This is a genomic window from Aulosira sp. FACHB-615, assembly GCF_014698045.1.
Classification (GTDB): Bacteria; Cyanobacteriota; Cyanobacteriia; order Cyanobacteriales; family Nostocaceae; genus Nostoc_B.
Window position 1 is genome coordinate 228,456 of the sequence record NZ_JACJSE010000003.1, and the last position, 18,620, is coordinate 247,075.

Genomic DNA, 18,620 nt, shown 5'->3' on the forward strand with positions numbered 1-18,620 from the left:
AAATAGCAGAAAAATAAAGCATGACTAAAGTCATGGGTGTAACCATGACTTTCGCCTCATGTAATGAATAAGAGTAAATTCCTATGATGATGACATCCTCAAACGGAACAGAAAACAAGGTACAAAATGAAACTTAAGTCATTATCATTCATTGCTGGTGCGATCGCTCTAACTCTGACAACAACCTCCTTAGCTGTCAAAGCTCAAGCCTTCTCCCATTCTCCTCTGTTAGTAGCCCAAGCAGAAGGACAAGGGCGCTGGCAAGGTAAAAAAGGCCCTTGGGCAGAATTAGGTTTAAATGACGCACAAAAGAGCCAAATTGAGCAAATTCAACGCAACACCCGCACTCAAGTTGAAAACGTTTTCACTCCAGAACAAAAGGCAAAAATCAAAGCCGCAATGGAAGCACGCCGCGCCGAAAGACAAGCAAACCAAGGTCAACCAGGACAGCGTGCTGGACGCAGAGGTGGTAAGGATTTTGCTGATTTGAACTTAACCGAAGCGCAAAAAACCCAAATCCGGCAAATACGTGAATCTTCCAAACAACAAATTGAAGCAGTGTTAACTCCCGAACAAAGAACAAAACTTCAGCAATTACGCCAAGAAGGTAAAGAACGTCGTCAACAACGCCGTCAACCCAATAGCTAATTCTGGAAAATCAGCCTTGAAATTGAGAGCCACAACAATAACTACTTACAAGGTTATTTTATGAACCGCTTTACCTATGCTGTTATATGTGCTGTTGCTGTTTTCTTACCTACAGTAGCATCTGCTGGCGAAATTCATGCACGGGAAGTTAATCAGCAGCAGCGCATCTATCACGGTGTTAAAAATGGCTCAATCAATAGAGCAGAATTACGGCAATTAGAACGGCGAGAAGCATCCCTAGAAGCTGCCAGAAGACGGGATATTCGTAGTGACGGACACCTAACTCCTCAAGAAAGAAGACAACTCAACCGCCGTCAAAATCGTCTCTCTCGTACCATCTACCGCGATAAGCACGACTAGTTATTTAGCCAGGGTGGGCATTATTTCCCCACCCCCATTAATACTTTCATCTCAGAATTATGCAAACTGATCTTGCTTCCTCCAAATCAACTCCTCCCATCCAACAATTTTTAGACAAACTCGATCGCATTACCGAAGCACGCGGTAAAAATGTGCCACAAATTGTTTATGTAGAAAAATTGCGATCGCTACCTGTTGGTAGTTTTGGTCAAGCTTGGGTTGATTTCCTCGATGCACACAACCTCAAACCTTTCACTACAGGTATGCGCCGCAAACAACTTCATGATGGCGTTCACGTCCTCACTGGTTACGGTGCAGACCCCATAGGCGAAGCAGAAGTACAAGCATTTTTATTAGGCGCAAAATTCGGCTTATTTAATGTTCTATTAGGCTTAGGGCTATTAAGAGTTATTTATAAAAATCTCGATTCTCGTCAAGCATTTGCTTGGCAAAGATTATGGCAAGCATATCAGCGCGGTCGTCACTCCAACTTTGACCCCGATACTTGGCAACCGGAATTAGTTTGGCACTTACCCCTGACTGAAGTACAAGCAATATTTTCTGTTAGCAAATAAACTTTTAACTTTTGATTTTTGACTTTTTACTTACTCAAGCTTCCTTGCAGAAGATGGCGAGAGGGGAGAAGTTCCATCTCCTTTCGCATTCCCTAATTTCCTTCCCAACTAATAACAAAATTGGCAACCCCTTTAGGATAAAGTTAGGAGTTAATTCAAACTTCTAGCTTTTTTTATATGACCAAAGAATTCGCTATTGGTAGCAAAGTCAAAGTCGTGGCGCTACCACCCTACGTCAAAACCGCCGACCCGATGCCAATGTTACGTCCCCCAGACGTGATAACTCTTGGTGAAGAAGGTATAGTCCTTGACCGCCGTCCTGGAGGTTATTGGGGTATCCGCTTTAATAGAGGTGCTTTTCTTCTCGATAGCCAATACATCGAAAGTACAGATACCCCTGGTGAATCCGAATCAAGTGATAATAGTGACCAAGAATTGTAAACTTATGTAAAGTTGTAATTCTGGTCTACACCATGATTTCACGGCGCAATTTTTTGAGTATATTATTTGTCAGCTGCTTTGCCTTCATTAGTTGGTTCAACTTTTCACCTGCGGCTAACGCCCTGGGTGGTAAACTACCAGCAGTAAATCAACCTGCACCAGAGTTTACATTGCCGACAAATACAGGCGACGGCAAAATCTCTCTAGCTGACTTGCGTGGTCAGTGGGTAGTACTGTACTTTTATCCCAAAGACTTTACCTCTGGTTGCACTATCGAAGCACGACGCTTTCAGCAAGACTTACCCAAATATTTAGCCAAAAATACGCAAATAATTGGCGTGAGTGCTGATGATGTCGATTCTCATGCTGAATTTTGCGATTCTGAGGGATTAAAATTTCCCTTATTAGCTGATACCACTGGTGCAGTGAGCAAAGCTTATGGTTCTTGGATTGGCTTTGTCTCGATGCGCCACAGTTTTATTATTGACCCAGAAGGTATCTTGCGCGAGACTTTTGTCAAAGTTAACCCATCCGTTCACAGTCAAGAAGTGCTGGCGAGATTAGAACAATTACAATCTTCAGCATCGTAGATTTTGTATATCTGTCTTGATGGCGAAATTGAACCATCAAGACACAGATACTAAACCTGGATTTCTCACAAGAGAGAAATCCAGAGGTGTGGGAGGGGTGGGAAGTGTGGGAGGATGGTGAAGAAATCTTTCCCCCCACACTCCCCACACTCCCCACACCCGCTACCCATACGTGAGAAATTCAAAGATATTTGCGTGACTCCAACTGATTCGCTAGGCTATTTGTATCCTCTTACTTCTATAGCCTGCTATGGATTTTGAAGGCAAAGCTACCACCACAACTGCTCCAAGCAACACAGAATTTGCTCAATCAGTAACGGCACGTAAACCGCTAGAATTGTTACGAGATACCGAGGCTTTACTACGTCGCCCTGCTGTAGCAAAGTTAGTGCCGATTCTACCCCCAAAGTTGAGTAACAGAATGCAAGAAGCCTCAACTGTTGCGGAAACATCTTTGCAAGAATTGGCAGAAATTGACCTAGAAAAAATTACTGACTGGGAATTACAACCCGTGCGGCTACGTGTGGGTTTATGCTTTGTGGGTTTTGGCGCATTGATGATTTTAGTGTTGCTGCTATACTTAAATACCCTGCATCCTGAACTCAGTACAGTAGGACAGATTCACAAATACTGGTATCAATATGTTTGGTTTGTCTGCTTCGGGATAGCGGGAATGTTTATGATTGGTCGAGAAACAATGCGACCAACTGTCAAGCTCAAAAAGCCAAAAAATTTTAAATAGGTTGGTATAAATTAAAGCTAAAAATGAAGATGCAATTTATCGGTTGTTGTAGAGACGTTGTGTACAACGTCTCTACAAAATTTATAGAATGCAACTTCTATATAGGCGATCGCACCTTCAGACTTTACACTTCATACTTTATTTAACATGAATCATGATGCTTTTATTGTGCCGCCAGGTACTAAGGTTTCTCTGCAAAAAGATTATGACCCTGGGTATACTGCTAATTACCATGACCGCAATGATGCAACACTTAAATTACGCTCAGATATTGAACGATTAGCTAAGTTTCAAGATACTCTGTATGCCCAAAACAGCTATGCCTTGCTAATTATCTTTCAGGCGATGGATGCTGCTGGTAAAGACAGCACAATTAAACACGTCATGTCTGGGATTAATCCCCAAGGTTGTCAAGTTTTTAGTTTTAAATCTCCCAGCAGTGAAGAATTAGACCATGATTACCTATGGCGCTCAATGAAAGCTTTGCCAGAAAGAGGTAGAATAGGCATTTTTAATCGTTCTTATTATGAAGAAGTATTAGTAGTGCGCGTTCATCCAGAAATCTTGCAAAAGCAGCAACTTCCTCACTTGCCAAAAGGTAATAAAATCTGGCAACAGCGTTTTTCCGAAATCAATAATTTTGAAAAATATTTAGTAGATAATGGAATTGTGATTCTCAAATTTTTTCTGAATGTCTCGAAAGCAGAACAGAAAAAAAGATTTTTAGCAAGAATTGATGCTCCTGAAAAAAATTGGAAATTCTCAGTTAATGATGTCCGAGAAAGGGCATTTTGGTCAGATTATATGGCCGCTTATGAAGAGGTTTTCCATCACACCAGTACTACACATGCGCCTTGGTATATTATTCCTGCCGATCGCAAATGGTTTATGCGGATGGTAGTTGCTGATATTATCTGTTCTAAATTAGAGTCACTCAAGTTAAAATACCCTACCGTTAGTGAAGAAGCTCAACAACATCTTCTACAAGCAAAGTTCGCCTTAGAGCAAGAAGAATAGCTCATCATTGTATCAATTTAATCAATCTACGTAAAATTTTCTGAATCTGCTCTACCTAGAGGCTGATCACAAGCTTATGTAAATATGTCATTCTGGGCAAAGTGTGGATATTCAGAATATATTTACCTGTGAATTGATGAAAATCAAAATTAATTATATATGTTTACGAATTTCAACTAATCTCATCAATTACATAGCTTTAGTTAGCTTGATTGATGTATTTCCTCACAATTTTCTCAACTTTTTTTGATACCTTTAAGATAAAGACCAAGTATTGTTTGTCTTGGCATTTAATTCATTGATTATAAACAAAGGAACTAATTATGGATACTGCTGTTAAATACGACATTGAACTGATTAAAGAAGAAGCACGTCAATTAGTTCAAAAGGGACTTATTAGCCGTCAGCGACCAATTTACGCATTGTGTAAGTATATCCCTGAACGTGAATGGTGTATGTTTGAACTTGAGCTAGAAAAAAACGAATTTCTGCTCAGAGATAGAATTATTGACTTGTTAGGTAGCGAAAATTGGGAAGAGGATGGTAGTTGATTATTCCCATTATGGATCTTGGGAATGATTTGGTGGAAATAAATAGGCGATCGCAGCCCATCCAGAAACAGTTAGCAAACTCACTAAGCAAGAAGCCAGAACAAGAGTAGTCATATCAAAAATGAATTAAAACTTTATTTTGCATATCTTCAAGCTATCAATTGAGTATGACAGTCATGCGACTACCTTGTGTCAATTCTTTGTACAAATAAAGTACTGAGTGCTGTACACTGAGCGGACTTGTACTGAGCGCAGCCGAAGTGTGAGTGCTGAGTATAAAGCGAGTTATTTGAAAGCTTTGTAACAGCCATTAAGCCAAAGGTAGACAAAAACGAAATGTACTGCCAATTCCTAATTCGCTTTCTACCTGAATTTGTCCGCCTTGTAATTCAACTAAATGCCGAGAAATAGTTAAACCAATCCCAGTTCCTCCCGAATGGCGATCGCGTGATTGATCAGCCCGCCAAAAGCGTTCAAAGACATGGGGTAAATCTTCAGGGGAAATGCCAATACCTGTATCAATCACAGCAATCCAAAGTTTCGAGGCTTCTGGCCAAGCTTGCAGAGTAATTTTACCTTTGGTAGTGTAGCGGATGGCATTACCGAGTAAGTTGACTAACACCTGTTCAGTGCGATCGACATCCGCCAATACCATTGGGAATTGTGCGGGAAAATCCAAATGCAGCACAGGCCCATCTTCTAACAATTGTTCGCTAAATCTTTCTACTAAAGACTCCAACAACGGGCGCAGATTTATTGCCTGTATTTTAATTGGTAAATAACCGGCTTCTGCTTTAGAAAGTTCTTGCAAATCATTGACTAATCTTTCTAAGCGTCTAGTTTCTTTCGCTAAACGTCGATAAATTTCCGGCGATGGTTCTATTTCTCCATCTGCTAATTCTTCTAAATAACCACGCACAACTGTTAGTGGTGTCCGCAATTCATGAGTCATATCACCAATCAGTTCTCGCCGTCGTGCTTCTACACCCTCTAAACTTGCAGCCATACGGTTAAAACTAGTACCCAAGCGATTTAGTTCAGGAATATCAGACAGGGGTAATCGAGCATCTAACTCACCAACGGCAAATTTTTGGGTAATTTGCTCCATTTCACTTAAACGCTGCATGATTCTTTTGGAAACCCAATAACTCAATCCTCCCGCCGCCGTTGTCCCAACAATCACCGACCAAATTGTGCTGCGTCGCCAAGCTGTTTCAAAGCCTTCTACTAGTTCAGTCCGAACATTAATTAAATCTAATCCCTGGCTTTGTAGTCGCTCCAAGTGCAGCACAAAAAAACGTGGTGACGAAACTTTGCTGATAATCACAAAGCTGACTACCCCCACAATCATCACTACCAAGTGGGAAACAAATAAACGTGATGCCAAAGGCAAGGATTTTGTCCAACGCCAACTCATTTTAAAAAGTAAAAATAGCTTTATCTCAATTTGTAATTATGAATGACTATAGCAATCCTAAATCATTTGTGAAATTTTCTTTCTTCTCTTTATTCTCCTTCTTTGTGTCCTACCCTTCGGGAAGCCGCTTCGCGTCTACGTTAAAAAGAATATTTTTCACAACTCAGATAGGATTGCTATATAAAGTGAAAGCGTAAGCTGCAACAAAGTACGCAAAACACCAAAACCATCCCTTCGACGCTCCCTGAGCGAAGTCGAAGGGAGCATCCTTATATAAGAGCATTAATCATATCAAACCGTCAAAACCAGCCAACCTGCTGTAATGAGTTTCATTTTGACATTCAGCTAACTTATGCAACAAATTTGTATCCCCTAAAATCAGAGCTTGCTTCTTCTTCCGACTCCAACCTTGCACTTGCTTTTCACGCTCAAAAGCATCCACCACAGACTGATAATACTCGCAGAAAACCAACTTCACAGGCAAGCGTTTTGCCGTGTAATTTGCACCTTCACCTTGCTGATGTTGCCACAACCGCCGCTCAAGATTCTTTGTACTACCCGTATAATAACTACCATCAACACACTCAAGAATGTACATGTAAGCCATAATAATTGACTTGCGCTGCTCTGTTGTTATCCAGATTGTTCCCTTCGACTTCGCTCAGGGAACAGTTTTGGCGCAAAGTTCAAGGAATGCTCTCTCAACCAAACAACGCAAACGCTCAGGGCGTGTCACCCATGATGTTGACTTACGCTGCTCTGTCGTTACCCAGATTGTTCCCTTCGACTTCGCTCAGGGAACAGTTTTGGTGCAAAGTTCAAGGAATGCTCTCTCAACCAAACAACGCAAACGCTCAGGGCGTGTCACCCATGATGTTGACTTGCGCTGCTCTGTTGTTATCCAGATTGTTCCCTTCGACTTCGCTCAGGGAACAGTTTTGGCGCAAAGTTCAAGGAATGCTCTCTCAACCAAACAACGCAAACGCTCAGGGCGTGTCACCCATGATGTTGACTTACGCTGCTCTGTCGTTACCCAGATTGTTCCCTTCGACTTCGCTCAGGGAACAGTTTTGGCGCAAAGTTCAAGGAATCTTCTCTCTACCAAACAATGCAAACGCTCCCTTCAACGCTCCCTGAGCGAAGTCGAAGGGAGCGTTGAAGGGAGCAGTCGAAGTTTTTTCATCACGCTCACATTACAGGAGAGTCTTCAAATTTATAACCTACCCCAACAACAGTTTTAATAAACGAGGGGTTAGCAGGATCTGGCTCAATTTTTTTCCGCAACCTTGCTACATGGGTGTCAACAACTCGCTCGTCACCAAAAAAATCATCACCCCAAAGTTTATCAATTAGTTGGGTGCGGTTCCAAACTCGCCCAGGATTACTGACAAAGGTGCTTAATAAATTAAATTCTAGGTTGGTTAAGTCTAAAGTTTCTGCTTCTTGAGAATTTAACTGGCGAGAAGCGGTGCGTTGTTCAATATCTACAATAAAATTTTGTGTTCGTGTAACTTGATGTTGTCCGCCTTGACGCAGACTCCGCCGCAATAACGCTCGGACTCTGGCGACTAATTCTCTGGGGCTGAAGGGTTTAACCATGTAGTCATCAGCACCAGTAGATAAGCCGATGACGCGATCGATTTCTTCGCCTTTGGCGGTCAACATCAAAATATAAGGGTCTTTGCTTCCAGGTTTTTGGCGAATTCTGGCGCAAACTTCCAAGCCATCCAACCCAGGAATCATTAAGTCGAGAATAATTAAATCCGGTGGTTGTTCCTGAAACATCCGCAAGGCGTTTACACCATCGCGGCTAACACGACAAGAAAATCCTTCTTTTTCTAAAGCCAGTTGGATTAACTGAGCAATTTCAGCTTCATCCTCAACAATTAAAATATCCATCGCTGTTCAAAATTCAACGGAATACGCAGAGTTATTTCCTGGCTTGCATTGTACTCTAAAAAGTTGCGATGGGTGATGAGTAATGGATTTTACAGGTGAGAATTAGAAAGCGATCGATAGTTGTAACCTAAATGGGAGTCTTTTTGAATTTCCTGTTTAATGCTATCCAGGTCAAGGAAGTAGTCAGCCACATCAATCAAGCTATCACTAGTCATGGGGCGCAAACTCACAACTTCTACTCGACCACCTTTGCTAGTCACTGCTTCCACTGCATAAGCTAACGCGCCATCGCCACTGACTAATATGGCTGTATCGTAATAGGGTGCTAAAGTGATCATATCGACAGCAATTTCTACATTCAAATTAGGTTTTTTAGAATTGTCTGTCGGTTGTGCTTCTTTAGTAACTACTCGATAACCATTTCGCCGCATCCAAAATAAAAAGCCTTGTTGTTTGTCATTCGCTCGTGGACGTGCGGGAGTAGGGCGATTAACATCCACTATTGTGTAAAAGAAAGCACGTAATAGCCGCGAACCAGAAGTTAAACGACAAAGTAATTTGAGATAGTCAATTTCAATTCCTAGTTGCAAAGCTGCGTGAAATAGATTAACACCATCGATAAAAATAGCAACTCGCCCACGGTTTAATCCGTTAATTGTTGAGGCGCTGGTTCTCGGTTCTCGATTGTGATAATGTTCACTTTTGGCAGGATTTTTCAAGACCATCTTTGGTGATGAGGGCGATTCCGGTTCCAGGTGTTTATATACGTTGTTGGCTTTGGTAAAATTAGTGAAAGTCATTGACTCCTCGGAAATTTTAAATTTGTGAAGATTGTTGAGAAATTAGCAAGATAGGATTTGTGCTAGTTAATTTACCTAGCAACAAAGGATGTGGCATTATTTGTGCTGAAGCTGTTATCTATCTAAGTCGCACATTGGCTTGCAGAGTTTGTGTGATGTCATTAGTCATGAATATTGATGAGTTTAAGCAGCAAAATGACTAATGAATTAATACTTAGTTGGATGAGCTTGATACACAGAAATTGTGTTAATTTTGCAGATTCCAAAGGTAAACTCTCTAGAGTTGTTAACTCTTATTAGAGCGAGTTTTACGAGATATTCCCTTTGTCTATAAATATAAGGCTCTTTATCTATTCCCTCTGCATCTCAACTTACCACAGGATGCTAACAATTGCTCAAAGGCAGTTTGCTGTAAGGTGAATAGTGAAGAGCGATCGCATCTATAAATTATTGTACAACTGAATGGCTAAATCCCACAATCACCCCCAGCTTTGTATATTGATATCCACATATATCAAAAATGCCAAACCTCTGATTTATCAGGGAAATCTGCCCAAAGGTTTTGGCAAATATATATTTAGAATGATTGGGTTTATAATTATTTATAACCAATCGTAAAAACAACTACAGCCATATTTATGAATATTTGATATTTATCTTGTACTTCCTGACAAAAACAGTCAAGTAAGCTGTTAATCAAATTGTTATCAAAATCACTGATCAACTTAACCTTTAATTGTTCTTAAGATGGAGTGCATTGATTAATTAATGGAGCTAAATTTATATCTAGACTAGTCCACAAAATGTCTTTGCTCATCTCCTCCAGTGGTTAATTGACCCCGGAGGTTATTTTTTTAGGAGGCGGTTCCGATGAAAAAATTTCACAGTCATAGATGAAAGATATCCTTCTCCTACACCCTCTTTCAAGTCAGGAAGGAAGCCCCATCGATTTATCTTATTTATCGAGATGAACTAAAAGTGCTAAAGAGACAAGGTGGACAAGGGAGAGAGATGTTTGTCAAACAATTGGTGTTGCTATATAAATCTATTTAGTAAATTAAATTACTATCTAGACAATACATTAAGAAATACTAAGAGAGATTCTCAGTCTTTCTGATGCTTATGCTATCCTAGCAATAATTTGTACCTAAAGGAAAATGTTAGAAAAACCGTAGTTTTTCTAAGGTAATTTGTTTTAGGTAAACTGATAACGGAAAGCAAGTCATTTCTTAAGAAATCAAGCTTTGTTTTCTGTTTAATTCACTTTGTTTATAACACGCTAACAAACCGATAACACGATCGCGCCAGTTTGATTCCGCTTTAACTGGCGCTTTTTATATTTGGTGGAGACGGTTGTAAGGTTGTAGGGGTGTAAGGGTTTTGAACACCTACACCCTTGATTTTTTGTCTCACTGTGTAAGTCCTAATTGACTTGCTTGTCCCAAAACTTCTAAAAGCGATCGCTCAATCACTCCACTCACAAATTGATTACCCTGTAAGTTCATGTGAATGGTGTCATGATATAAAGCTTGTGGGTTGTCTGTTTGATTAAATAGTGGCAGAAAATCTATATAGGGAATTTGCTGGGTTTGGGTAAACTCACTCAATCTTTTACGTGCAGTGATTTCATAATCCAAGGGGCCGGGTTTACCAAGTTCTCGCCGTAAGGGAGTCATGGCTAAGAGAAATTTGCTGTGGTGTTGACTAGTGATAAGTTGAATTTGTTTGATTGCTTCTAAATTTACACCGACGCGATCGCCTGGTTCGGATTGGAGTGCTTGCAATTCGGGAATTGGCTGTTGTTTAGTTGCATAACGTTGCCATACTTCTACTAATCCTAAAGGCGGTTTCGTCGCTGGATAGTTGCGATCGCGTCCTACTGGTAAAGCCGTGGGAGAATGGGCAAACAAATCATCAGTATTAATTAATAAAATTATTACCTGGGCTGAAAAATTGCCAAATCGCTGCAAATAAGCTAATTCGTTTCTTGGCCCCCAAGAGTTAGCCGAAGCATTCAAAACTTCTACCTGTTGATATTTGTCAGCAATCTCTGATTTGAGGGAATTCATGATTAAGCTGGAGATGGTGTTTTTTTGATCAGTCCACCAGCCACCATTAGCGATGGAATCTCCTAACAATAGGACACGCAAAGTTTGCAGTGCAGGGATTTTGGCGATAGGACTGCTACGCATCGAAAATTCATTAATTTCAATACGATTTCCAAAGCGGCGCGTGCTTTGATTTGGTGCTAACAAGTAACCTATCTGGGGGTCGCCAATGTAAATTAAGGGATTACCAAAACCAAAAAGCGATCGCAACCCAATCTCAATAATTACCAGTAGCACTATCACTACCAAAATCATGAATATGACTACTTTCACTGCTAAATCCTCACCTATAAATTAAGTAAACCAATAAAACAAAAGGTGATGTTATAACACCACCTTTACGTGTATAAGGATATACTAAATTATTTAATTTTCTTCTAGGTTTTGCACTCCTATGATATCAGTACTCCATAAATCACCAGTTTCAGCATCGAATAATTGGTAAATTCTTGCTTTTTTGAATTCAATTGGTGGATTGTCTTTAGTGATATCGTAAATTTTGGATTCTCTTCTCTTGGGAAGTTTGTAGCCATTAGGTGCATGTATTTCCACTAAAAACATCTGTCTATTTGGATGCACTTGATAATTTTCAATTTTGCCAGAATTAGAAGTGCTGATTAAATTAATGTAATCGCTGTAGGACACAAGTTTGATTGATTTTAACTTCAAACCGTCCTTAACTTTCATTTGCTCTAATAATTGTTTGACTTTATCAAACTCTTTTTTATCCTTATTGGAATTATCAGGGTAGGAGTAGTTAGGTTTTATTTCTCCTACTGGTTCCTGTTCCACCACTCTGTTAATGTCTATTTCTTCTTTTTTATCGGCATTGGCACCAGAAATACCAATTAACGATAGTAAGGTTGCTGCTGTGATTGAAACTACTAGAATTTTACGCATGTTACGTCACTTACTTCTAAGTTGATTTAATGTTACAAAAAGCTAACAGATTATTGGTTTTTGAAAGTAATAGTATCAGGTGTTACTACCTGTCCACTTGAATTAGTAACAGTAGGTGCGTAAATAGATGACCAAGGTCTAGTGGTATACATGTTATCGGCTTTTGACATAGAAGGTATTCTTCCCCACGTTCCACTACTATTTCTAAACCATATATTAGAAGCCTTAGTATTGTTTATAAAAGAATGCTGTAGGTTGCCTGATTCTATACCTACCGTAACATACCTAGCAAAATTGTAATTCAGGTAATTAGTTACTGTTCCAGTACCAATACCAGCTAAAGTAATACAGTAATTTGCACTATTATTTAAGTAATTACACCATTTGTTCTGAGTGCTTGTGTCACGTTCTATTTTGTATCTAAAAGTACCTGAAGGTATACCAGCACTCACTGCTACTCTACCTTCATGGTACCTGGATTCAATATTAGGATTTGCTTGAGTGCCGATATTTACATCAGTTTTGTAAGCGAAATAATGTCCTTGATAGAAACTACCTAAGCTGCCACCTTGATCACCTGCGTTAATTGTTGAAATATCTGTTGCTGTCCATGCTTTTGTACATCCAGATTCCAGCCATTGAGTTCTACCATTAAGGCTAGGATCAAAAGTCACCCACATGGTTTTAACAAAAGCACTTTCGACATCGCTAGGGGATGATAAATGATTTACACAGCCTTCAAGGTCTACTGCTCCGCCTTGATTTAAGTTGTCATATCTTTGTTGGATATAATCTTTTCCTCCTGCTGGAATATTTTGTGCAAAAGCTGCAAGAGGTGAAAACAATAGCGTTGCAGTTAAACCTACAAATATTTTCATTTCTTAAACTCCGTTAAATTAACTGCAAAAGCCTAACATAGCTGATATCTTGCACCTCACTGGATAAACACTGAATATTTAAAATTCAAGTATTAAATAAGTTGTAAATACAAAGTAGTTATATACAGAAATTAAAGTAATTAAAAATACTTAGTAATGACTTAAATTCTTAGGTATCTTAGCGAACAAGCGATCACACCAAAGAAATAAGTAAATTTAGTGATGTAGCTGCGGCAAAACTTAAACAAAATAAAAGTAAAAGATTAACTTGTTTGGGAATATAAGTACTACAATCAAAACGGACAAATTAGGACTCTAACGAAGGAGGATTAAAAGCGATGTCCGACTTAAATAGAGGAATTATGAAATTTGAGGGTGCAGACTCCCCCAAAGTAGTGACTATTTCTACAGTTTTGCTATTGGGTTCGATTGCTGGCCTAATTATTTGGGCGCTGCAAGCTGCTTATGCCTTAAATTAAGTAACCAGTTCTGAAAAATTAGTGTTCATTTGGATATGGGCAGAATTTTAGCAAAACCTAGATTGCTGCCTCTGCCCAGTGTCCATTTGAGACATATTAATAAAGTGTCTGGAAAATCGGGAAAAAACTTCCAAAAAATTTTAGATTTTGCGATTTGAGATTTTAGATGCAATATAAATCTAAAATCAAACATCAACAATGCTTGAACTTTGGGGTGCCTTAGTTATTTTAATTGCCTGCCCCCTATTAGGCGGCATACCGCTAATCGCCTGGATCACCAACGGGTTGACGGGTAGGCAATTATCACAGATAGGCACAAAAAACATCAGCGTCTCAGCCGCTTTTTATCATGGCGGCACATGGGTAGGGCTTTTGGCGGTAGTCTCAGAAGCCTTAAAGGGAATCGCCGCCGTTTTTCTGACTCGGATTTTTTTCCCAGATGGTTCACCTTGGGAAATTATCGCCATAATTGCTTTAGTTTTAGGGAGATTTTGGTTAGGTAAAGGGGCGGGAACAACAAATGCTGCTTGGGGATTTTTAATTCATGATCCATTGGTGACAGTATTTGTTAGTTTTTTAGCAATCACTACATTTTTAGTATTTCGTGCCAAAAAACCAGTAAAGTACGGAGTATTAATGCTGTTTCCTTTACTGGTAATCGTTTTGCATTCTGATGATTTGTTCAGAATTCTGGCTGCGATCGCTTTAGCTGTGTTGCTGGGGTGGATTTATCGGCAAATGCCGGATGACTTAGATTTACCAGTAGAATCAGCCCAGACCAATACTCAAGCAACCTTAGCAACCTTGCAAAGCGATCGCCCAATTTTGACTTTAGATAATGAACTAGATGGGGCAATAGTCGGACAAAAAGCCGCTACCCTCTCTCAAATTAAGCGTTGGGGTTATCCTGTCCCCAAGGGCTGGGTAATTGTCCCCGGTGCAGATCCCGAAAAATTAATCGCCATCCTCAAACCTTCCGATTTATCACCGTTAATTGTCCGTTCCTCAGCCGTTGGGGAAGATTCCGAACAAGCTTCCGCCGCCGGACAGTATGAAACGGTGGTAAGTGTCACCAGTAAAGAACAATTGCAAACTGCGATCGCCCAAGTGCGAGATTCTTACAATCATCCCAGTGCGGTACAATACCGGATTGATCGCGGTTTACCAGAAACAGCAATGACTGTGTTGGTGCAGCAGCAAGTCCAAAGCGTCTATTCGGGAGTGGCCTTTACCCGTGATCCCATCACCCAGCAAGGTGATGCGATTTTAATTGAAGCCTTACCCGGTAGCCCAATTCAAGTCGTCTCTGGACAAGTCACGCCCGAACAATATCGCGCCTTTGTTGTCGAGACAGATAATATTTCTTCAATTCATATCGAAGGGACAGGACAAGTCCCCCAAGCCATCCTCAAACAAGTGGCTTACCTCGCCCACCGCATTGAAAAACGTTACCACGGCATACCCCAAGATATTGAGTGGTGTTATGACGGTCAAACTTTGTGGGTGTTACAAGCCAGACCAATTACTACCTTATTACCAATCTGGACAAGGAAAATCGCCGCCGAAGTGATTCCGGGAGTGATTCATCCTTTAACTTGGTCAATTAATCGCCCGTTAACTTGTGGCGTGTGGGGAGATATTTTCACAATTGTGTTAGGCGATCGCGCTTCTGGGTTAGATTTTACGGAAACTGCCACCCTGCACTACTCTAGGGCTTATTTTAATGCCTCCCTCTTAGGAGATATTTTTCTGCGGATGGGTTTACCGCCGGAAAGTTTGGAATTTCTCACCAGAGGCGCAAAAATGAGTAAGCCGCCTTTGCAGTCCACAATGCAGAATCTCCCAGGATTAATGCAGTTGTTGAAACAGGAATTGAATTTAGACAAAGACTTTAAGCACGACTACCGCCAGTTATTTATTCCTGGGTTATCGCAATTAGCCCATGAATCAATTGAAGAGATGGAGCCAGCGCAAATCTTAGAGAGAATTGATTTTAACTTAGAATTACTGCGGCGTGGCACTTATTACAGCATTTTAGCGCCTTTGAGTGCCGCTATTAGACAAGGCATCTTTCGGGTAAAAGATGGACAGATTGATAATAGTGTGACACCAGAAGTTGCTGCTTTGCGATCGCTCAGTGCTTTAGCCGCCGATGCGAGAAGAATATTAACAGAATTTGAACCAGACCAAGTATTTGAACAGTTAGAACAAACACCAGAAGGTCAAAAAGTTCTTTACGAATTTAACGAACTACTGGAAGATTACGGTTATTTAAGTGATATCGGGACTAACATTGCTGTTCCCACCTGGAAAGAAGACCCCCGCCCAGTGCAGCAGTTATTTGTGCAACTAATTCAAGGTAATCAACCAGAAACAGGCGATATTGACCCAATTAACCGGGCTTTATCGGGTAAACGTAAGCGTGGCTTTGTCCAAGAACGGGTGGATATTAAAGGCAGGGTGACAGAGATTTATTCCCGCCTGTTGGCAGAATTGCGCTGGCGATTTGTCGCCATTGAAAAAACTTGGTTAAAATCTGGGTTACTCAAAGAGGTGGGCGATATCTTTTTCCTAGAAATGGCAGAAATTAGACAGCTAATTGCCGAAGCTGATACCTCATTGCGAGAACGCTTACCAGAAATTATCGAATATCGGCGATCGCAATTTCTCGAAGATAGCAAAATTCCCCAAGTCCCGATTTTGATTTACGGACATACACCACCCCATCCCCTAGCACCTTCTCCTATCTACTCTGACCAAATATTACAAGGTATTCCCGCCAGCCACGGACAAGCCGAAGGTCGAGTCAAAGTAGTGCGAAACTTACAAGATTTGCCTCAAATTGACCGCGATACCATTTTAGTTGTCCCTTACACCGATTCTGGTTGGGCTCCTTTGTTAGTCCGGGCTGGTGGACTGATTGCGGAAGTTGGCGGTAGATTATCTCATGGCGCAATTGTCGCCCGTGAATATGGTATCCCGGCGGTGATGGATGTTAAAGGCGCAACTTGGTTGTTGCAAGATGGTCAACGGGTCAGAATTGATGGCTCTAGGGGTATCGTAGAACTATCTAACGACTTAAGACCACAATGATTACTACATCCCTTGTTGCTCACAACCTAGAAATTAAAAAAAGGTGATGTTACGCCGCCTTGGTGATTTACCTCACCTCATACCAAGTTTCATAACCTGGGGTGGGAGTAGGGAGTAGGGAGTAGGGAGTAGGAGTAGGGAGTAGGAGTAGGGAGTAGGGAGTAGGGAGTAGGGAGTAGGTAGGGAGTAGGGAGTAGGGATACTGTTTCTGAAAGCAACTTATACCAATTTGAAAGAAGAATGCGACAGATATAAATCAGGAAAGTCTTACTGGAGCTAGATTTTTTAATTGCGTTAGCGAGGAACGAGCATCGCGTCATTGCGAATTGCAAATTGGTATTAGTATCACCAACTTTTCTCAAGCCCCGCTTAATCATCTATATAAAGTTTATAGCCGCGAATTCCATCTCTATCACTGCGTAAGTGCTGTGACTTTGATTTTACTCTGACGGAATAATTTATTGTATAAATCGTAACTAAAGATAATAATTTTTTGCAAAAACTTTCGGGAAAAACCACGTATTATCACTGAGGGTTCACCGTTTTTTTACGGTTAAGGTGTATTTAAGTGTGTAGGCATAACTAAGTATATGTGATGACGAATTTAAAAATTCGATGAGTATTGCAATGCTACCTATGCGGTGCATCTACCACTTATGAAGCTGTATCAATGGTGAGCGATCGCTTGCTAAATTTCTTGGTGCAGTATATCAAAATTACACCCACACTAAAATTGTTCCATGCCACTTGAAACTGTAAACATTACTAATGTTAACTTATCGTTAGACTACTATCTCATTGCTTTTGATGCTAACGGCAATGAACGTTTAGAAGACACTGGTTTCATGAGTCAAAAGTTAGTAGATATACTAGCAACTGAACCCATAACAGACGTATTTTTGATTAGCCACGGATGGAGGGGTGACATTCCAGCCGCTAAAGAACAGTACACCAAATGGATAACAGCTATGGGGCGTAACTCTACTGATATCCAAAAAATCAAAGAATTACGCCAGTCACAAAACCAAGAATTTCGCCCCTTATTAATTGGGTTACATTGGCCGAGTCAACCTTGGGGGAATGAAGACTTATACGCTCAACCCACATCCTACGACACATCAGGATCAGAGTTAAATAATTTAATTGAAGAATATGCCCAAGATGTAGCTGATACAGAAGCAGCCCGTGATGCACTCAGAACAATTTTTGCAGCTTCCATAGAATATGCCAACCCGCCAGAAAGCTTACCACCGGAAGTGAACCAAGCTTATGAGGTGTTAATCAAGGAAGCTGCTTTAAACGGTGAAGAAGAAGATAACGCATCTTTCAACTTAAACCCAGCAAATATTTATCAATCTCTGATAGCAGATGAACCAGAAACCCAAGAAATCAGTTTTGGAATTGGTGATTTTTTCCAAGCTAAAACTAATCCATTTTTGGACGTTTTAGGTTATCTCTCCTATTGGAAGATGAAAGAACGGGCGCGGGAAATTGGTAGTAACAGTGGCTTTAAGTTATTAACTCAACTGCAAAAAGCTGCCGCTAAAACAGTCCGATTTCATTTGGTAGGACATAGTTTTGGATGTATTATGGTTTCTTCAATTGTGGCTGGAAAAGACAATAGTCAGTTAGTCCGCCCAGTTGATTCTTTAGTATTGATTCAAGGTGCTTTATCACTTTGGTCTTACTGTCCTGATATTCCCCGCCGCAAAAATTTACCTGGTTGTTTTTCTTCTATTATCAATAAACGCAAAGTTACAGGCCCAATTGTTACTACTCGGTCTATTCACGACAGTTCTGTTACTAAACTGTATCCTGCGGCCAGTGTACTTGGTAGGCTCCAAGGTCAAGATATTAACTTTGCCGGTACTGAGTCGGAATTTCCTGAATATGGCAGTATTGGCACATTTGGTATTCAGGGGATTAACGAAAGTATCAGCCTCAAAATGTACCCCTGTGACAAGCCCTACAATTTCCAAGCGGGTAAAGTTTACAACTTAGAAAGTAGCGAATTTATCCGTAATTTAAATGGCAAAAAAGATGACGATGCTCACAACAGCATTGATAAGCCGGAAGTAGCTCATGCTGTTTGGGCTGCGGCTTTTGGTAGTTAATTCAACAA

The 18,620-nt window shown here is 40.5% G+C and carries 18 protein-coding genes; 11 read left to right on the top strand and 7 right to left on the bottom strand.

The features are described 5' to 3' along the window. The first annotated feature begins 126 nt into the window (after positions 1–126). From H6G77_RS05835 to H6G77_RS05870, 8 genes are all read left to right on the top strand, one after another. On the top strand, positions 127–648 hold the full coding sequence (locus H6G77_RS05835; RefSeq protein ID WP_190589972.1) for a Spy/CpxP family protein refolding chaperone: 522 nt from the start codon (positions 127–129) through the stop codon (positions 646–648). Positions 649–708: 60 nt separating this feature from the next. Further along, positions 709–1,008, top strand: coding sequence for a hypothetical protein (locus H6G77_RS05840; protein ID WP_190871065.1), 300 nt, complete (start codon positions 709–711; stop codon positions 1,006–1,008). A gap of 59 nt (positions 1,009–1,067) precedes the next feature. Continuing rightward, positions 1,068–1,583, top strand: coding sequence for a Coq4 family protein (locus tag H6G77_RS05845; RefSeq protein WP_190589974.1), 516 nt, complete (start codon positions 1,068–1,070; stop codon positions 1,581–1,583). 177 nt (positions 1,584–1,760) lie between these two features. Next, positions 1,761–2,024: a regulatory protein SipA gene (gene sipA / locus H6G77_RS05850; RefSeq protein ID WP_190871066.1), complete on the top strand. Its 264-nt coding sequence runs from the start codon at positions 1,761–1,763 to the stop codon at positions 2,022–2,024. A 32-nt stretch (positions 2,025–2,056) separates the two neighbouring features. Then, positions 2,057–2,614 (top strand): peroxiredoxin, encoded by a 558-nt coding sequence (locus H6G77_RS05855; protein ID WP_190871067.1) that lies wholly within the window; start codon positions 2,057–2,059, stop codon positions 2,612–2,614. Between the two features lie 250 nt (positions 2,615–2,864). Then, positions 2,865–3,356, top strand: coding sequence for a hypothetical protein (locus H6G77_RS05860; protein ID WP_190871068.1), 492 nt, complete (start codon positions 2,865–2,867; stop codon positions 3,354–3,356). Between the two features lie 147 nt (positions 3,357–3,503). Continuing rightward, a complete protein-coding gene (locus tag H6G77_RS05865) occupies positions 3,504–4,373 on the top strand; it encodes a polyphosphate kinase 2 family protein (protein ID WP_190589978.1) in 870 nt (289 codons plus the stop codon). 323 nt (positions 4,374–4,696) lie between these two features. Continuing rightward, positions 4,697–4,924: a DUF4327 family protein gene (locus tag H6G77_RS05870; RefSeq protein ID WP_190589979.1), complete on the top strand. Its 228-nt coding sequence runs from the start codon at positions 4,697–4,699 to the stop codon at positions 4,922–4,924. A gap of 310 nt (positions 4,925–5,234) precedes the next feature. On the opposite strand, the gene H6G77_RS05875 is transcribed toward H6G77_RS05870, so the two are convergent. The 7 genes from H6G77_RS05875 to H6G77_RS05910 all read right to left on the bottom strand — a co-directional run bounded on the left by H6G77_RS05875 (position 5,235) and on the right by H6G77_RS05910 (position 12,926). Continuing rightward, complete coding sequence (locus H6G77_RS05875) at positions 5,235–6,341, bottom strand: cell wall metabolism sensor histidine kinase WalK (RefSeq protein ID WP_190670300.1); 1,107 nt, start codon at positions 6,339–6,341, stop codon at positions 5,235–5,237. Between the two features lie 286 nt (positions 6,342–6,627). Then, positions 6,628–6,948 carry a GIY-YIG nuclease family protein gene (locus tag H6G77_RS05880; protein WP_190589981.1) on the bottom strand — a complete coding sequence of 107 codons (321 nt, stop codon included), beginning with the start codon at positions 6,946–6,948 and terminating at the stop codon, positions 6,628–6,630. A gap of 581 nt (positions 6,949–7,529) precedes the next feature. Continuing rightward, positions 7,530–8,240: a response regulator transcription factor gene (locus H6G77_RS05885; RefSeq protein ID WP_190670303.1), complete on the bottom strand. Its 711-nt coding sequence runs from the start codon at positions 8,238–8,240 to the stop codon at positions 7,530–7,532. Positions 8,241–8,329: 89 nt separating this feature from the next. Then, positions 8,330–9,040 (bottom strand): NYN domain-containing protein, encoded by a 711-nt coding sequence (locus H6G77_RS05890; RefSeq protein WP_190589983.1) that lies wholly within the window; start codon positions 9,038–9,040, stop codon positions 8,330–8,332. Between the two features lie 1,409 nt (positions 9,041–10,449). After that, positions 10,450–11,421, bottom strand: a complete 972-nt coding sequence (locus H6G77_RS05900; RefSeq protein WP_190871069.1) for a GDSL-type esterase/lipase family protein — start codon at positions 11,419–11,421, stop codon at positions 10,450–10,452. A gap of 93 nt (positions 11,422–11,514) precedes the next feature. Beyond that, the gene (locus H6G77_RS05905) at positions 11,515–12,048 is read right to left on the bottom strand and encodes a hypothetical protein (RefSeq protein WP_190871070.1); all 534 of its coding nucleotides are present in this window, start codon (positions 12,046–12,048) and stop codon (positions 11,515–11,517) included. Between the two features lie 50 nt (positions 12,049–12,098). Then, positions 12,099–12,926 carry a hypothetical protein gene (locus H6G77_RS05910; RefSeq protein WP_190871071.1) on the bottom strand — a complete coding sequence of 276 codons (828 nt, stop codon included), beginning with the start codon at positions 12,924–12,926 and terminating at the stop codon, positions 12,099–12,101. Positions 12,927–13,264: 338 nt separating this feature from the next. Between H6G77_RS05910 and H6G77_RS05915 the strand changes: the two genes are divergently transcribed. The 3 genes from H6G77_RS05915 (at position 13,265) to H6G77_RS05925 (ending at position 18,612) form a co-directional block, all read left to right on the top strand. After that, entirely contained in the window at positions 13,265–13,405 is a 141-nt protein-coding gene (locus H6G77_RS05915) for a hypothetical protein (RefSeq protein WP_062289360.1), read from the top strand. A gap of 198 nt (positions 13,406–13,603) precedes the next feature. Continuing rightward, the gene (locus H6G77_RS05920; RefSeq protein ID WP_190871072.1) at positions 13,604–16,498 is read left to right on the top strand and encodes a glycerol-3-phosphate acyltransferase; all 2,895 of its coding nucleotides are present in this window, start codon (positions 13,604–13,606) and stop codon (positions 16,496–16,498) included. A 740-nt stretch (positions 16,499–17,238) separates the two neighbouring features. After that, positions 17,239–18,612 (top strand): hypothetical protein, encoded by a 1,374-nt coding sequence (locus H6G77_RS05925; protein WP_190589986.1) that lies wholly within the window; start codon positions 17,239–17,241, stop codon positions 18,610–18,612. The last annotated feature ends 8 nt before the right edge of the window (positions 18,613–18,620 follow it).

Excerpts from the sequence above, each read along its gene's own strand:
- H6G77_RS05835 (WP_190589972.1), top strand. The coding sequence starts at position 127 with ATGAAACTTAAGTCATTATCATTCATTGCTGGTGCGATCGCTCTAACT.
- H6G77_RS05840 (WP_190871065.1), top strand. The coding sequence starts at position 709 with ATGAACCGCTTTACCTATGCTGTTATATGTGCTGTTGCTGTTTTCTTA.
- H6G77_RS05845 (WP_190589974.1), top strand. The coding sequence starts at position 1,068 with ATGCAAACTGATCTTGCTTCCTCCAAATCAACTCCTCCCATCCAACAA.
- sipA (WP_190871066.1), top strand. The coding sequence starts at position 1,761 with ATGACCAAAGAATTCGCTATTGGTAGCAAAGTCAAAGTCGTGGCGCTA.
- H6G77_RS05855 (WP_190871067.1), top strand. The coding sequence starts at position 2,057 with ATGATTTCACGGCGCAATTTTTTGAGTATATTATTTGTCAGCTGCTTT.
- H6G77_RS05860 (WP_190871068.1), top strand. The coding sequence starts at position 2,865 with ATGGATTTTGAAGGCAAAGCTACCACCACAACTGCTCCAAGCAACACA.
- H6G77_RS05865 (WP_190589978.1), top strand. The coding sequence starts at position 3,504 with ATGAATCATGATGCTTTTATTGTGCCGCCAGGTACTAAGGTTTCTCTG.
- H6G77_RS05870 (WP_190589979.1), top strand. The coding sequence starts at position 4,697 with ATGGATACTGCTGTTAAATACGACATTGAACTGATTAAAGAAGAAGCA.
- H6G77_RS05875 (WP_190670300.1), bottom strand. The coding sequence starts at position 6,341 with ATGAGTTGGCGTTGGACAAAATCCTTGCCTTTGGCATCACGTTTATTT.
- H6G77_RS05880 (WP_190589981.1), bottom strand. The coding sequence starts at position 6,948 with ATGGCTTACATGTACATTCTTGAGTGTGTTGATGGTAGTTATTATACG.
- H6G77_RS05885 (WP_190670303.1), bottom strand. The coding sequence starts at position 8,240 with ATGGATATTTTAATTGTTGAGGATGAAGCTGAAATTGCTCAGTTAATC.
- H6G77_RS05890 (WP_190589983.1), bottom strand. The coding sequence starts at position 9,040 with ATGACTTTCACTAATTTTACCAAAGCCAACAACGTATATAAACACCTG.
- H6G77_RS05905 (WP_190871070.1), bottom strand. The coding sequence starts at position 12,048 with ATGCGTAAAATTCTAGTAGTTTCAATCACAGCAGCAACCTTACTATCG.
- H6G77_RS05910 (WP_190871071.1), bottom strand. The coding sequence starts at position 12,926 with ATGAAAATATTTGTAGGTTTAACTGCAACGCTATTGTTTTCACCTCTT.
- H6G77_RS05915 (WP_062289360.1), top strand. The coding sequence starts at position 13,265 with ATGTCCGACTTAAATAGAGGAATTATGAAATTTGAGGGTGCAGACTCC.
- H6G77_RS05920 (WP_190871072.1), top strand. The coding sequence starts at position 13,604 with ATGCTTGAACTTTGGGGTGCCTTAGTTATTTTAATTGCCTGCCCCCTA.
- H6G77_RS05925 (WP_190589986.1), top strand. The coding sequence starts at position 17,239 with ATGCCACTTGAAACTGTAAACATTACTAATGTTAACTTATCGTTAGAC.